The organism is Methanobacterium sp. (assembly GCA_012838205.1).
Taxonomy (GTDB): Archaea; Methanobacteriota; Methanobacteria; order Methanobacteriales; family Methanobacteriaceae; genus Methanobacterium.
On the sequence record DUPR01000058.1, the window covers coordinates 1 to 14,897 of the forward strand.

Consider the following 14,897-nt stretch of genomic DNA (forward strand, 5'->3'; position numbering starts at 1 on the left):
CCGAAGGATATGGTTGATTTATGGGATGATGCTTTGCATAATGTTTTTAAGACTGGTGAAAATGGTAGGATTGAATTTGAACTTCCTTCAGGAGCATGGATTGATTGGCTCATGATTCCGTTACTTTCTGATGATGGGAAAGTTTCTTCAGTCATAACTTCAGCCAGAAACATTACAGAACGTAAAAAAATGGAAGAAAACCTGAAAAATTCTGAAGCAGAATACAGAGCAATTTTTGAAGGAAGTAAAAGTGCCGTGGCTATTTTCAATGTCATAAACGATGGTTCTAATTTTGTCTTCAAAGATCTCAATCGATCAGCAGAATTTATCGAACAGATTAAACGAGAAGATGTTATTGGTAAAAAAGTAACTGATGTTTTTCCTAGTATTAAAGATTTTGGACTTTTTGAAATATTCCAGAGTGTTTGGAAAACAGGCAAACCAGAAAAACATCCAGTTACCATCTATCAAGATGAAAGAATTAAAGGTTGGAGAGAAAACTATGTTTACAAACTTCCATCAGGGGATATGGTGGCAGTTTACGATGATTTAACTGAAATAATGCAGTATGAAGAAGAACTTGAGAAAAATCAGGTTCGATTGAAAAGTATGGTTAGAATACTTCAGTACAATGCAGAATCTGTTCAAGATCTACTGGATTATGCTCTTAACGAGGCAATAACTTTGAGTGATAGCAAAATAGGATATATTTTTAGTTACAATGAGGATAAAAAGCAATTTATCCTAAACAATTGGTCTGAAGGTGTAATGGATGAATGCAATATAACTGATATACAAACAGTTTATGACTTGGATAAAACTGGTATATGGGGGGAGGCAGTACGCCAAGGAAAACCAATTATTTTAAATGATTTTCAGAAAGAACACGCGCTTAAAAAAGGTTATCCTGAAGGACATGCTCCTTTAAACAAATTTATGACAATTCCTATTTTTTCCAGCGATAAAATTGTAGCTGTGGTGGGTGTTGCTAATAAGAAAACTAATTACACTGAAACCGATGCTCTACAACTTGAATTATTAATGGATGGTGTCTGGAAGATTGTAGATACTAAAGTTGTAGAAAAAGCTTTAGAAATGTCTGAAAAAAGATATAAGGCTATTTTTGAAAACACTGGCACTGCCATGGCCATTAGTGATGAAAACATGACTTTATCATTGGTTAATGATGAATTCGTTGATCTTACTGGCTTTTTAAAGAAAGAAATTGAAAATAAGATGTTATGGACCGACTTTTTTGCAAAAAAAGAAGTTCCGAGAATGAAGAAATACCATCGTCTACGTAGAAGGGATTCTGATAGCGCCCCTAGAAATTATGAAACTATTCTGAAAGATAGAAAGGGAACTCTTAAAGATATATATATAACAGTGACTATGCTCCCAGAAACTAATAATAGCTTGTTTTCGCTAACTGATATTACTGAAAAGAAACAATCACGCTTGAAACTTAGAAAAGAGTTAAAAATTAATCAAGCTCTTGCAAAAATTTATGTTCCTTTAATTTCACCACTCACCAATATTCAAGATATTTCAGAAGTTATTTTAGATGAGGCAGCATCGCTTTCTGGGAGCCGTCACGGGTTTGTGGCCATAATTGATCCTGAAAGTAAGGATCTCGTTAATCAAACCCTCAGCAAAAAGATGCCTTTAGTGGATGTTTCTAACGATAGGGAAATTCCTGAAGAAATAAGATTCTCAATTGGTTCTGACGGCCGGTATCATGGTTTATTAGGGCACTGTTTAAATAATAAAGAAGCATTTTATGACAACGAAGCTAAAAAAAACCATTCAGTATTAGGGTTACCGGCAGAGTATTGGAGTATTGACAAATTCCTGTGTGTTCCTGTATTAATAGAAGATGAACTGGTGGGTGAAATTACACTGGCGAATCCTCCAGGAAAAAATTATTCTGATGAAGATTTATTAGCAGTTAAGAGATTAGCTGATTTTTTTGCCTTGGCTATTCAACGCAAACGTTATGAAGAGCAAATAAGCAAGTCACTTAATGAGAAAGAATTACTACTTCGAGAAATACATCACCGAGTAAAGAATAATATGCAGATAATTTCCAGCATTTTAAACCTCCAATCATTTACAGTTAAGGATCCTAATTTGCAGAGTATATTAAAACAGAACCAGAGCCGCATTAAATCCATGGCAATGATCCATGAAAAACTTTACCAGTCTAAGAATTTAGTGGAAATTGATTTCAGTGAATATTTACGAAGTCTAACTACAGATGTTTTTTATCATTATTCTGATAAAACTAAAATCGAAGTTGATTTAGATTTAGATGAAAATATAAAACTGAATATAGAAACATCCATTCCTTGTGGATTGATTTATACAGAATTACTTACTAATACCATTCAACATGCATTCCCTGGATTTAAAGAAGGCAAGATAAGCGTGCAGTTGAAGAGAATAGACGATCATATAATGCTCAGGGTAAGTGATAATGGTATTGGTTTGCCAAAAAACGTGAATTTCCGTGAAACTAGTTCTTTGGGGCTTCAATTAATTAATAGTTTGGTTAAACAGATAGAAGGCACCATAGAACTTGACCAAATCTCGGGAACTTCATTCACAATCCAATTCCAGGAACTCAAATATGATGATCGAATTAAAATTTAATTAACAATAATTTTATTTTGAGCCAGTTACTAAGAGTGAGAATTATTAACATATTCCATAATATGATATACATGTTTGTGTGCGGGGTGGAGTTATGGTAGTACAATTCAAACACGCAAAAATATCCTTATTTTGATTTAAACAAAATGTATTGGCCTTAATTTCTGTTTTTACATATAAATAATGGCATTATTTCATTAAAAAACCATATTTGCTGTGTTGAAGATGAAAATAATGGTTTTTCACAGATTTATGGGGTAGTTCAGGATATTATCGATATAAAAACTACGAAAAAGAAACTAACGACATAATTGGGTTTACAATCTCTAATAAATACATTCCCCAATTCCATTTTTTTTTAATCGAAATACAAATGGCATATTTTAGGATGTAACAATGGTATTTATTGAGTTTTTAGGTTTAAATAAAGATGAAATTATGGGGAAATCTGTTACTGAAATTTTTTCTAAAGAATTAGCTGATAAAATAGTAAAATAGATACTGAACTCTTTGAAAATCCAAAAAACAGATATATGATTGGAAATTCACTTGAAGCGGATGGTGTTATCAAAAATCTATTTTTATAACGCCATTTTTTTCGACACAAAAGCGAATTTACCTGTTTCAATTACGATTATGGTGGAAGCTACGGATTTAAGATACTAAAAAAATTAACATGATTTTATTAGCCATATTTATGAGAAGATGTTTGAAAGAAGTGTTAAACATATGCTTTTGATGATCCTAAATCAGTGAAGCCCTACTACTTGAAGATCACCAAACATTTAGACCACATTTTTTTTAAACAGATGAAAGAACCAGTTACAACGATGCATCTGATTAGAATTTAATAACAAAGCTTAATGGATTTTTCCTGCAGATACGGACTCATGTTTTCCAGATTTTAAAACATCAAAGAGATTTTATTAGGATTGCAGGAATAGCCTTATATTTCTCATGGTAAAATGGGCTGAAGAAGAGGTTGTATCTTTTCTGAAAAAAAAGAAATCTTTTCTTAAAAGTGGCTGATAACGGTATTAGAATGCTGGAGAATATTAAATGTAATTTTACACAAGCAATTGGACTTCAACTTGTAAAAAAAACCTTGTAAACAATTAGATGATATTTTGACTTCTGAACTAAACCATGTAACTGCAACACACTATTCCCTTTTAGGAATTAATGCATAAGGATGGATATAGACATCCATCATGGTTATTGGACTACTGGACAAAGAATTGGAGTTAATGCATAATAAGGATAGATGCAGACTGAGAAATTAAAAAAAAAATTGAAGGTCTAAACATAATTTTTCATAATATAATTGTTAAAAGATTAAAATACATGTTTTTATAAGAATAGTATTATTGTGGATATCACTTTTTTTATTTTTAATTTATTTCCACTGATAATCGAACTAAAATTAAAATCAATAAATTGATTCCATGCATCACAAAATAGTTGTTTTCCACACAGAGCAGTGTTCTCCCAAAAAATGCACCACTCGTAGATTGGCCAAGCAGAAAGAGATCAAAATGGTCACTCATCTTAACCAAATTCCAAGGGGTGCTTTAGTGTTAGATCCATTCTCACCCAAGGCAGTGTCACCAGAAGACCATGAATTAGTAGTTGAAAAAGGCATTGTAGGTCTTGATTGCTCATGGAAACTTATTGACAAGTCATCTGCAATGTTCAAGGGAACTAAAACCCACCGTTCCCTTCCTTTCCTGGTGGCTGCTAATTCCACAAACTATGGTAAACCAGGTATTCTGTCTACTGCTGAGGCAGTGGCAGCAACCTTATATATAGTGGGACTTAAAGATAATGCTATTCAGATTATGTCCCACTTCAAGTGGGGACCTCATTTTCTAGAGCTTAACCATGAGCTCTTAGAGGCATACTCCCGGGCTCGCAGCAGTCGGGAAGTTGTAAATATCCAGAATGAATTTATAGGAGGCTAAATAATGGCTAGATTTGAAGAAGCAGAAAATAGAATATTCAAGATCAAAATTTGTCTCAAATGCAATGCTCGAAACCCACCAACGGCCAAGGCATGCCGTAAGTGTGGATACAAAGGCTTGAGATTCAAGGCCAAAGAGCCGAGAGGATAAAAAAAATTTCAGTTACCATCCCTGGATTTCTCCATGGGATTTCAAATCCTTTTTCATTTCTTTTCTTATTATTTAATATTTTTTGATTAAAAATTTCATTATAATCATTGATACTAATTTAAATGCATTTAACGTTAATATAATGGTGTGATCTGATGAAAGTGGAAGAATATTTAAAAGAATCACTAAAAAATGGGAAAGTTCACCTCACCCTTTTGGATCCAGAGGATCAGAACCCCCAAAAAGCCCTGGACATGGCTTCAAAAGCTGTTGAAGGGGGTACAAATGGGATCATGTTAGGAGGATCCACCACAGACTCCCAAGAACTTGATAAAACAGCTAAACTTCTTAAAGATAATTTAAAAGTTCCCATTATTCTCTTTCCCGGAAACACGACTGGTGTAAGTGCAAATGCAGATGCAATATTTTTCATGAGTCTTCTAAATTCAAATAATCCCTACTGGATTATTGGTGCCCAAGCATTGGGTGCTCCTAAAGTAAAAAAAATTGGAATAGAATCCATTCCCATGGGGTATGTCATTGTAGAACCTGGTGAAACTGCTGGATGGGTTGGAGATGCTAAGTTAATCCCTCGCAGAAAGCCAGATATTGCAGTTGCTTATGCATTGGCAGCTGAATATTTAGGCATGAGACTATTCTATTTAGAAGCAGGCTCTGGCGCTGGAGATATAATTCCAGAAAAAATGATCCAGAAAGTTAAAATGCTCACCAATCACATTGTAGTGGTGGGGGGTGGTATTAGGACTGGAGAAGCAGCTAAAAAAGTATCTCAGGCCGGTGCAGATATTATCGTGACTGGAACAGTTGTGGAAAATACTTCAAATATAAAAGAAAAGATTTCGGAGATTGTGGAAGCAATTAATTCAGTTTAACTGATATTTATCTTTATCATTTTCACCCCTTCCCTTAATCCACAGACCGAAAAAATATTATTCATAAATAAATTATAAACTCATACAGATGTCTAAACTTATGAGGTGAAAAGTATGTGCGAGTCAGATGGATACGATTTAATATCAAGCAAATTAAAGGAACAGTTGGGTCTTAAAAGATCACCAGTTGCCATAAAATTCGTTTTAAGAGAAGAAGATATTCCTGAAGGAATTCCCAAGGCCGCAGAAAAAATGCGCCACTGTGAACTGGTGCTCAAAGCAAGTGGGGGAGATACTTTCTATGCTACAGCAGAAGAACAGATGTGTAAAGGAGGTTCATCTGCACTTGGCCTTGAAGAACCACCTGAAAAGGTTAAAACTGGTGAATTCTATTATGGGCTAGGAAGATTTTCCAGTATAGGATCAGCCAAAAAAACTATGGAATCAATACCAAAAATTGATAAAATTATGTACGCTTTAGTTTATGCACCTTTAGAAAAGGCAAACTTTGATCCAGATGTTATTGTAATCTTCGCAAACCCTAAACAAGCTATGATTTTATCCCAAGCACTTGTTTACACTATGGGTGGAAGAATGGAAGCTGATTTTGCGGGAATTCAGTCAATATGTGCTGATGCAGTTGCCGGACCATTCACACGGCGCCGACCCAACATTACTTTAGGATGCAGTGGATCCAGAGAATATGCTGATGTGAAAGATGATGAGGTTATAATTGGCCTTAATGGCGAAAATATCGGCTGTGTGGTTAACGCACTGGAGAATATGAGTTAAAATCATATTTTCCCCAATTTTGCCTACATTTATTTTTCAATGGGTCAAATGTCCCGAAATTATCAGATATAGTCATATTAATTTATTTTTTCACATTTAAAAGCCTTAAAACATTCAAGTAATCGTCATAGCGATTAATATTGATTAATTCTGATTCATTCTGTCCTTGCACTCCATAAAAAGAAACACCATCAGCAATCATCTTCCTCAAGATAGGATTCATATTATCCTCCTCTCCTTCTAGATAATGTTCAAGCAGTGAAGAATGACATGCGAAAGGCATTCCCAATCCATTAACACTGTTTAATAGGCCAGTTTTTCCACGAGCAAGAATAGTAACAGTATTTTCTGGGTCAGAACTGTTTAATAGATGATTGATGAGATTTTGCATGGTTTTTTCGGTAACTGTTGGTTGGTCCCCTGCTAAACAAAGGCAATAATCACATTTTGCATTTAAAACACCATTTAAAAGTGTTTGGGACAATTCAACATCCACATTAGGATTTTCAATGAGTTTAAGCCTGGAATCAGTTATTACCTCTAATGATGGGTATAATTCATTCATAAAATGCCCTAATACAACGATACATTCATTTAAACTGGTTTTAAGTGCTTTTTTAACCGTGCATGTTAGGATGGGTTCTTCTTTAATTTTCAAAAGGAGTTTGTGTTCTATCTTTTTTCCCTTATTGTGAAGATCTTCCCGCATCCTTCTGTTTTTACCAGCTGCGGTTATAATGCAAGATACACCTTTCATATTGCATGCTCCAATGAAAAAAATTAGAATGGAGGGATATATCAACTGAGCTTCACTATTTTAGTGTAAACAACAGTTCCTGCTCCACTTCCACTGGTCCACATTAAAATTTTAATGGGATAATTCTTGTTGTTGTGTACTGAAACATCTCCTGTGGGGCTGACACCATATGCTATTGCCAAGTGGTCCCATTTAATACCACTAGGTGTTGGTAAACCTGCTGCCCCAATTGCATTACGTATTGATCTGGCAGCTGGACAAACTCCGTGTACAGCATAATTTCCAGTGGCATTGGGATCATACACCCCCTCAAAGTAAACATTTAATTTTCCATGGGATGATGAGTCAGGAGGTACTATAGTTCCATTCCAAGCCTTTGAAAAGCTCATAGCATTGTAACCACGGACTGCATCCCCGTATTCGGGGTATGATCCTATAGATTCTGCAGAACTAGCTATTGTTTTTTCTTTATGAGGCCCCATATAGGCCATAACAGGAGAACCACTAGGATAGTTCCTCATGTAAGTTAATGTGGTATTTCCGAAGAAAATTTGAATCTTTTCAGGGGAAACCATATTACGCCCATCATTAAAGTTTACCAGAGAATAGTCAAGATTAATAACATCCCCTTCATCAGAATTATTGTACCATTTTTTCACAGTTTCGGAGTCAACATAATCGTTTGGTATTGTTTCATTATTTATTTCAGAAATAGACACTACCTTTACAGTTTCTCCAGAGATTCCTCCTTCTTTAATCTCTATTCCATCTTTTTTCTTCACTCCAATAGTATAACCTGCTTTATAACCCCATACAAAGGTACCAGGGGGTTTAACTACTAACTGTTCATCTTCAACACTTATAAAGCCAGGGCCTTCAAAACCTTGGGCAGTTCCTTGGGGTGAAATGTGGCTTCCAGCAATTTTCAAGAGTGGTGTTTCCAATGATCCAGTTAAAACCCCATTTAAAATTTGCAAATATTTTTTTTCTTCAAATAAACCATTTAGATAACTGTAATGGTACAAAATTGGCACTTTCCTTATTTTATTGCTATCAACTACCTTCATCCCACTAACTACAGTTTCACCAATAGGTATTGAGCTAATTTCCTCTGGCTTTTGGGCAGGGAAATAACTTTCGATGGTGTTTCCAACAAAACTAAAACTTATTATTATAATTATTAAAACACCAAAGGTTAGAATGGGATTTAACAAAGACTTGCGCATTTTCATATCTCCCACATTTTTTTTTATTTTGCCGAGATGGCCTCTTTTAAACTATTTGTTATTTCTATAATTTTTTGCTGCCCATTCCCCCCAATAAATATGTTTTCATATTTTTTTGAGCATTTAAGAGCAAATTCAACTACATCCTCCACATTAGTTAGATTGAAAATTTCACCGTTGTAATTTTCTTCTTCCAAAATATTCCGCGCAACTTCCAGAGTGTCATCAAGCCCTGGGAAGATAGCTATGATTTTTGAATTTGTTTTGGAAACCTCTCTAAAAATATCAAAACGACACAATTCTCCTTTACGCGGAGTGCCTAAAATGATAACTGGGAATTCGACTTCATCAAGCACTGCTGAAGTGGCATCCACATTATCGGTTTTTCCGACAACGATCCTGGAGGTGGGAAGTTTCAGACTAGCCGACCTTCCTGGCAAAACATCGAATTCTTTAAGTGAGGTTTCGATGATTTTTTCAGGTATTTCCAATATTTCAGCAGCTTTAGCAGATGCAGCAGCATTTTCTAGGTTATATTTCCCAAATAAATTTATTTCATATGAGATTTTATCGAAATAATTAACATCAGCTATTTTCTCAATTGAATGCCCAAAAACTTCATTTTTCCGATTTAAAACAACAGTTTTTCCTTTAACAAAATTTTTAAGTGATTCGGTATAATTTTCAAATGATTTATGAAATTCAAGATGATCTCTGCCTATATTAGTCAGCACAATAAGATCAAAGTCAAATGTATTCTGACAAAAGTCAAGGGTCATATCACACACTTCCACCAGTATTACATCGTAGGAAGCTGATTTAGATTCTAAAATAATTTCAGTATAACCAGTGAATCCTCCACCAGCATTCCCTCCAGTAAGAACATTCAAACCGGATTTTTTTAAAATATCATTGATCATCATGGTGGTGGTGGTTTTACCATTAGTCCCAGTGACCCCAATGGTAAAGATAGACCGATGATCAGTTATCATGTCGGATAAAAGTTTCTTATCAGACTTGAATTTCTGGAAAACTTTGGTATTCCATAGACTTGGGCTTAAAACAATTGCATCAGCTATCTGGATTTTTTTAAAATCATGAAATCCAAGATCAATTTCCAAGTTTTTATTTTCCTTTAATTTAATATTTGGATCAATATCAGAAGCATAAACTTTATAGCCATGATTAAGGAGTGATTCTACAGCATTAATGCCTTCCACGCCTAGTCCAACCACAGCAACTTTCATTCTATCTACCATTACTCTTCTTTGTAGGGGGCATCATTTTTAACATGCCTTTAAATTAGTTTGATAATTTTCATATATAACTGTACCCATATATGTTTTTCATTGTCCAATTATGTTTTTACCTTAAAATAACACATTTTTTGATTCAATCATCAGATTTTAACATCATAAAATTAATTTAACCGAATATATATTTGAAAAAATCAGTTTAAATATCAAATCTCAAGTTTTTGCTAGGGGGAATCTTTCAAATCTTATATCATCTTTTTATTCAATAATTCCCATAACCATATAATGATATCATACAATATCTTCAAAGTAAATAATTCAATAAATTAGATAAATAGAATTAACAAAACGTGTTTGAACACATCTAATCATTGGTGAATTAATCTTTTATCATCAAAATTAAGGTGGCTTTATGAATACAATGAAAGATCTTTCCGAAAAAATAGTAAAACGTATAGAAAACATTGCCCAACCTGTAAAAATAATGCATGTATGCGGATCTCACGAACACACAATTATGCAGCATGGAATAAGGTCATTATTACCAAAAGAAGTGGAAGTTGTGGCAGGTCCTGGATGTCCAGTTTGTTGCGTACCTGCACGTGAAGTTGAAGAATGTCTAGATCTGGCCAGGCAAGGAGTAACCATCGCTACTTTTGGGGACATGTTGAGAGTGCCAGGGGGAACTGGATCTTTAGCTGATGCTAAAGCAGATGGAGCTGATGTCAGGATAGTTTATGGTGTTAATAACGCGGTAGAACTGGCTAATAAGATTGATAATGAAGTAGTATTTATGGCTGCAGGATTCGAAACCACTGCACCAACTACCGCAGCTGAAATTATTTCTAACCCTCCACAAAACTTTTCAGTTTTATCCTGCCACAGACTAATACCTCCTGCATTAAAGTTCCTCATTGAATCCGGGGAAGTGAATCTCAACGCCCTAATTGAACCAGGGCATGTTTCCACAATTATTGGGACTAAACCCTATGAAATTTTTTCAGAAAAATATGGAATCCCTCAAGTTGTAACTGGATTTAATCCCATGGACGTTCTCATAGCTGTGTATTTAATTCTAAAACAAATACATGAAGGTAAAACTATAGTGCAAAATGAATATAAACGTGCAGTTCGGGATGAAGGGAATTTAAAAGCTCAAAAACTCCTTAAAGAAGTTTTTTATATTACAACAAAGGAATGGAGAGGATTTCCACCGATACCTGATTCTGTAATGGAAATTAAAGATGAATTTGACCATGTGAATGCCAGAAAAAAATTTGACATTGAAATACCAGAAATTCCAGAAGTAATTTCAGGATGTATATGTGGTGCTATTTTAAGGGGAGTGGCCAGGCCAGAAGACTGTAAATTGTTTAAAAAAGAATGTAACCCCACCAATCCAGTGGGGGCTTGTATGGTGAGTAAAGAAGGAACTTGCAACATTGCCTATCGATATGGGTCCTTCCTTGATTAAAGGTTATACTAATAACCTATCCACTTTTTTGGAGATTAAAATTGATAAAAGCCATAGCACTTGATGTTGACGGAACAATAACAGATAAAAAGCGAAGATTATGCTCCAATGCAGTTGAAGCCATACAAAACGTAGAAAGTATGGGAATACCAGTAATTATTGTCACTGGAAACATCTTTGCCTTTAGCAAGTTTTTATCCATGTTACTAGGAACCACTGGCGGATTAGTGGTGGAAAATGGCGGAGTAATTCAATGTAATCACGATAAAATTGTGTTAGGCGATATTAAAAAGTGTAAAAAAGCTTATAAACACCTTAAAACTATTTATCCAGTTAAAAAAGTGGAATATTCGATGGAAAGGCTATCTGAAATAGCATTATATAGAACTGTTTCTACAAAGTTGATTAAAGAGGCTTTGAAGGACTTTGATGTTGAAATATATGATTCAGGGTTTGCAGTGCACCTTACAGATCCTGAAGTGAACAAAGGTTCCTCACTTATTAAGTTACTTAGAACAAAGGGAATCCATAGTAAAGAAGTCTTGGCAGTTGGGGACAGTGAAAATGATTTGGATTTTCTTAAAATGGTAGGGGTGAAGGTGGCAGTGTCCAATGCTAATCCTGAACTCAAGGCAATAGCTGATTATGTGACAGAAAAACCATTCGGAAATGGAGTTAAAGAGGCATTAGAGAGGTTTGTACTATGATGAATGATTTGGGAAACCAGGCACTGGATTATGCGTTGAAAAATGCTGATCAAGCAGAAATTTACGTGGAAATTAACGAAAGTGTTGATGCCACTATCCAGAATGACCAAGTGGACTTTGCCAAAGAAGCATACTCCATGGGAGTGGGTATTAGGGTAATAAAGGATGATAGAATGGGATTTGCATACACCACCCAAAATGAAAGGTTACTGGAAACTGTTGATAAGGCAATTTCCAATGCCAAAGCAAACTTGGTTGATGAAAACTTATTATTTGCCCAAAAATCAAATTATCCCAAAATTAAGGAAATTTATGACCATAAAATTGAAACAATGGAACTAGAAGAATCCATTGAATTAGGAAAATCTATGATTGGCACAGTTCTTGATAAAAATTGTGAACCAACTTCCGGTGGAGTTTCTGCAGGGGTTTCCAAGTTTTTAATCACCAATTCAGAAGGAGTATTCTGTGAAGATATTTCCACCTACATTTCAGCTTTCATTGCAGTGAACGCTTCTGATGGGGAAGGTGTTTCCACTGCCAGTGAATCAGATACATCAAGGAAACTGGATATAGACTCTGAAAAAATAGCTCAAAAAGCTTGTGAAATAGCTTTAAACTCCCGCAGAGGTAAACGAATTGAAACCGGGGATACTAAAGTTTTATTGGATTATCATGCCACGTCAGGCTTAATATCCAACATTTCTCAAGCAATCAATGGGGATAATGTACAAAGGGGAAGGTCAATTTATGCTGATAAGATGAATCAAAAAGTTTCTTCATCTTCTTTAAGCATACACGATGATGGGACCATTAAAGGTGGTTTGAATTCTTCTCGTGTGGATGGTGAGGGAACACCAAGCCAGAAGACAGTTATAGTCGATGATGGTGTTCTCCGAAACTTCATATATGATCTAAAAACAGCTAAAAAGGGAAATACAAAAAGTACCGGTAATGGGATGCGATCTTCATACGCTGACATGCCTGAAATAGGTTTATCTAATCTTATTTTTGATTTTAAAGAGTACCAACCACTTTCTGATATAAATAGTGGAGTTTATGTCACTGATATATTGGGGGCGCACACTGCCAACCCCATATCTGGAGATTTTTCAGTGGAGGCAATGAATGCATTTAAAATAGAAAAAGGAGAATTAAAACATCCAGTGAAGAAAGCTATGCTATCTGGTAACTTGTTTGATATATTGAAAGAAGCCAATGCAGCTTCCAAAAAAACCCGCCAATTAGGTTCTTATATCACACCCCAAATTACAGTAGCCAATTTGAGGGTTATAGCTTAAAATTAAAATATCATCGTGATTATTAAAAATTACAAACATTCGGAACAGGAATAACATTGAACATCACTAATCAGAACATTAAACATGTTCTTTCAAATTATTTGGCAGTAATGGCCAATCAAAAAATGGCAATGCATAAAGTAGCATCGTTTTTGGAGTCACAAGATAGTGATGATGATAACTCTTTGTGGGAGGAACATGAACGCTTGAGAAATGATTTCAGACCGCTTTACAGGGAAAGTTCAACATTCCTCCAACATGATAAGTTATTTGAAATGGACTCCATAAAGCCTAAACCCGATTTTTCTTATTTAGACTTAAAGGTTAAAATTGCAGACAAGATGTTCCAAAATTGCTATTTTTGTGAAAAAGCTTGTAAAGTTAATCGAAAATTAGGGAAAGGGGACTGTGCAGTTGGTGACCCGTTAATTGCTTCTGAATTTCTGCATGTTGGTGAAGAACCACCACTGGTTCCCAGTCACACAATTTTTTTTGCAGGATGCAATTTTAGTTGTGTTTTTTGCCAGAACTGGGACATAAGTCAAAATCCAAATAGGGGACTCTTCCTCAAGGAAAAAGATCTGGCAAAGATCATTGGGAAAAGGAGGATTGCTGGTTCTCACAATGTAAACTTTGTTGGAGGTGATCCAACTCCTAATCTTCACTACATCCTCCACACCATGGCCATGGTTTCAGAAAATATTCCAGTTATATGGAATAGTAATATGTACCTTTCTGAAGATGCTATGCACATTTTAGATGGATTTGCTGATGTTTATCTAACAGATTTTAAATATGGGAACAATGAGTGTGCAATGCGACTTTCAAACATCCCGGATTATATGGAAGTGGTTGGAAGAAACCATCAGATGGCTTGGCAAGCAGGGGAGATGATTATCAGGCATTTAGTTCTTCCTAATCATGTTGAATGTTGTTCAAAACCCTTGTTAAAATGGATATCTAAGAATTTGGGTCTAGAAGTGATCTTGAACATCATGGGTCAGTATCGTCCAGTTTTTAAGGCACATGAATTTAAAGAAATTGATAGAATCCCATCATCTAGTGAAATAAGGGAAGTGACACGTTATGCCTATGAATTAGGGTTTAATAACCTGATTTAGTAATGGAGTGATATTGATGGAAAGTGAAAAACAGAATTTAGCCAGTGAAATTTTTAATGATATTCAAAGAGATTATGGTGATGTGGAAAAGTTCGTGATGGAAGATGAAGATGTACCTGTTTTTTGTATTTACGCGGATGATGACCTTCTTTGGAAAATATTTGAAGACTGGATGGATGAAGTTTCCAGTATTGAATTCAATGCCGGGACAAATGAAGATCATTACTTGAGGGTTATTCCATAAAAGCCTACACTTTTTATTTTTTTTGGAATTTTGATTCAGGATAAACTATTATTTTCACCATTTTGATCAAAAAGATTATTTACGAACTGAATTTGTTTTTTTGCACTGGAAAATGATTTATGTTAGTTTAAAGAAATTAACAGTTATTAATAATGTAAAAAAATTAGGCGAATGGTTAATACTAGCATAATAATCCAATTTGAAATCTCAATTTAGGATATTTCTAAATAGTAATATAAATGAGGTTCAGGATGAAATGTGAAAACTGCGGTGCTAAAATAAAAAAATGGGAGACTTATTGTCCTAAATGCGGAATGGAACTATTTAACTCCCAATACAAACCCTTGAAGAAGAGATATCTAA

At 34.8% G+C, this 14,897-nt stretch carries 14 protein-coding genes; 11 read left to right on the forward strand and 3 right to left on the reverse strand.

Going from position 1 to position 14,897, the window contains the following annotated elements:
• From GXZ72_08260 to GXZ72_08280, 5 genes are all read left to right on the forward strand, one after another.
• The coding region (locus GXZ72_08260) for a GAF domain-containing protein (GenBank protein ID HHT19536.1) at window positions 1-2,652 on the forward strand (2,652 nt) is incomplete at its 5' end.
• Between the two features lie 1,445 nt (window positions 2,653-4,097).
• The gene (locus GXZ72_08265; protein ID HHT19537.1) at window positions 4,098-4,613 is read left to right on the forward strand and encodes a DUF367 family protein; all 516 of its coding nucleotides are present in this window, start codon (window positions 4,098-4,100) and stop codon (window positions 4,611-4,613) included.
• 3 nt (window positions 4,614-4,616) lie between these two features.
• On the forward strand, window positions 4,617-4,763 hold the full coding sequence (locus GXZ72_08270) for a 50S ribosomal protein L40e (GenBank protein ID HHT19538.1): 147 nt from the start codon (window positions 4,617-4,619) through the stop codon (window positions 4,761-4,763).
• 152 nt (window positions 4,764-4,915) lie between these two features.
• Window positions 4,916-5,656 (forward strand): geranylgeranylglyceryl/heptaprenylglyceryl phosphate synthase, encoded by a 741-nt coding sequence (locus tag GXZ72_08275; GenBank protein HHT19539.1) that lies wholly within the window; start codon window positions 4,916-4,918, stop codon window positions 5,654-5,656.
• A 114-nt stretch (window positions 5,657-5,770) separates the two neighbouring features.
• A complete protein-coding gene (locus GXZ72_08280; protein HHT19540.1) occupies window positions 5,771-6,448 on the forward strand; it encodes a DUF169 domain-containing protein in 678 nt (225 codons plus the stop codon).
• A gap of 82 nt (window positions 6,449-6,530) precedes the next feature.
• Here the strand turns inward: GXZ72_08280 and GXZ72_08285 are convergent, their stop codons facing one another.
• The 3 genes from GXZ72_08285 to GXZ72_08295 are packed head-to-tail and all read right to left on the reverse strand — an operon-like array spanning window position 6,531 to window position 9,678.
• On the reverse strand, window positions 6,531-7,205 hold the full coding sequence (locus GXZ72_08285) for an NTP transferase domain-containing protein (protein HHT19541.1): 675 nt from the start codon (window positions 7,203-7,205) through the stop codon (window positions 6,531-6,533).
• Window positions 7,206-7,246: 41 nt separating this feature from the next.
• A complete protein-coding gene (locus GXZ72_08290) occupies window positions 7,247-8,431 on the reverse strand; it encodes a hypothetical protein (GenBank protein HHT19542.1) in 1,185 nt (394 codons plus the stop codon).
• A gap of 23 nt (window positions 8,432-8,454) precedes the next feature.
• Window positions 8,455-9,678 carry a UDP-N-acetylmuramoyl-L-alanine--D-glutamate ligase gene (locus GXZ72_08295; protein HHT19543.1) on the reverse strand — a complete coding sequence of 408 codons (1,224 nt, stop codon included), beginning with the start codon at window positions 9,676-9,678 and terminating at the stop codon, window positions 8,455-8,457.
• A 430-nt stretch (window positions 9,679-10,108) separates the two neighbouring features.
• Here GXZ72_08295 and hypD point away from each other — a divergent pair, with 430 nt between their 5' ends.
• From hypD to GXZ72_08325, 6 genes are all read left to right on the forward strand, one after another.
• On the forward strand, window positions 10,109-11,161 hold the full coding sequence (gene hypD, locus GXZ72_08300; GenBank protein ID HHT19544.1) for a hydrogenase formation protein HypD: 1,053 nt from the start codon (window positions 10,109-10,111) through the stop codon (window positions 11,159-11,161).
• Between the two features lie 41 nt (window positions 11,162-11,202).
• Window positions 11,203-11,868: a phosphoglycolate phosphatase gene (locus tag GXZ72_08305; protein HHT19545.1), complete on the forward strand. Its 666-nt coding sequence runs from the start codon at window positions 11,203-11,205 to the stop codon at window positions 11,866-11,868.
• A complete protein-coding gene (locus GXZ72_08310; GenBank protein HHT19546.1) occupies window positions 11,865-13,169 on the forward strand; it encodes a TldD/PmbA family protein in 1,305 nt (434 codons plus the stop codon). Before GXZ72_08305 ends, GXZ72_08310 begins: the two co-directional genes overlap by 4 nt.
• A 110-nt stretch (window positions 13,170-13,279) precedes the next feature.
• The gene (locus GXZ72_08315; GenBank protein HHT19547.1) at window positions 13,280-14,290 is read left to right on the forward strand and encodes a radical SAM protein; all 1,011 of its coding nucleotides are present in this window, start codon (window positions 13,280-13,282) and stop codon (window positions 14,288-14,290) included.
• Window positions 14,291-14,306: 16 nt separating this feature from the next.
• Window positions 14,307-14,534, forward strand: a complete 228-nt coding sequence (locus GXZ72_08320; protein HHT19548.1) for a hypothetical protein — start codon at window positions 14,307-14,309, stop codon at window positions 14,532-14,534.
• Window positions 14,535-14,785: 251 nt separating this feature from the next.
• Window positions 14,786-14,897 (forward strand): zinc-ribbon domain-containing protein (locus GXZ72_08325; GenBank protein ID HHT19549.1); only part of this gene is annotated, 112 nt, incomplete at its 3' end.

What these genes read in the sequence shown, in the direction of transcription:
- GXZ72_08265 (HHT19537.1), top strand. Translation starts at nt 4,098, where the DNA reads ATGCATCACAAAATAGTTGTTTTCCACACAGAGCAGTGTTCTCCCAAA.
- GXZ72_08270 (HHT19538.1), top strand. Translation starts at nt 4,617, where the DNA reads ATGGCTAGATTTGAAGAAGCAGAAAATAGAATATTCAAGATCAAAATT.
- GXZ72_08280 (HHT19540.1), top strand. Translation starts at nt 5,771, where the DNA reads ATGTGCGAGTCAGATGGATACGATTTAATATCAAGCAAATTAAAGGAA.
- GXZ72_08285 (HHT19541.1), bottom strand. Translation starts at nt 7,205, where the DNA reads ATGAAAGGTGTATCTTGCATTATAACCGCAGCTGGTAAAAACAGAAGG.
- GXZ72_08290 (HHT19542.1), bottom strand. Translation starts at nt 8,431, where the DNA reads ATGCGCAAGTCTTTGTTAAATCCCATTCTAACCTTTGGTGTTTTAATA.
- GXZ72_08295 (HHT19543.1), bottom strand. Translation starts at nt 9,678, where the DNA reads ATGAAAGTTGCTGTGGTTGGACTAGGCGTGGAAGGCATTAATGCTGTA.
- hypD (HHT19544.1), top strand. Translation starts at nt 10,109, where the DNA reads ATGAAAGATCTTTCCGAAAAAATAGTAAAACGTATAGAAAACATTGCC.
- GXZ72_08310 (HHT19546.1), top strand. Translation starts at nt 11,865, where the DNA reads ATGATGAATGATTTGGGAAACCAGGCACTGGATTATGCGTTGAAAAAT.
- GXZ72_08315 (HHT19547.1), top strand. Translation starts at nt 13,280, where the DNA reads ATGGCCAATCAAAAAATGGCAATGCATAAAGTAGCATCGTTTTTGGAG.
- GXZ72_08320 (HHT19548.1), top strand. Translation starts at nt 14,307, where the DNA reads ATGGAAAGTGAAAAACAGAATTTAGCCAGTGAAATTTTTAATGATATT.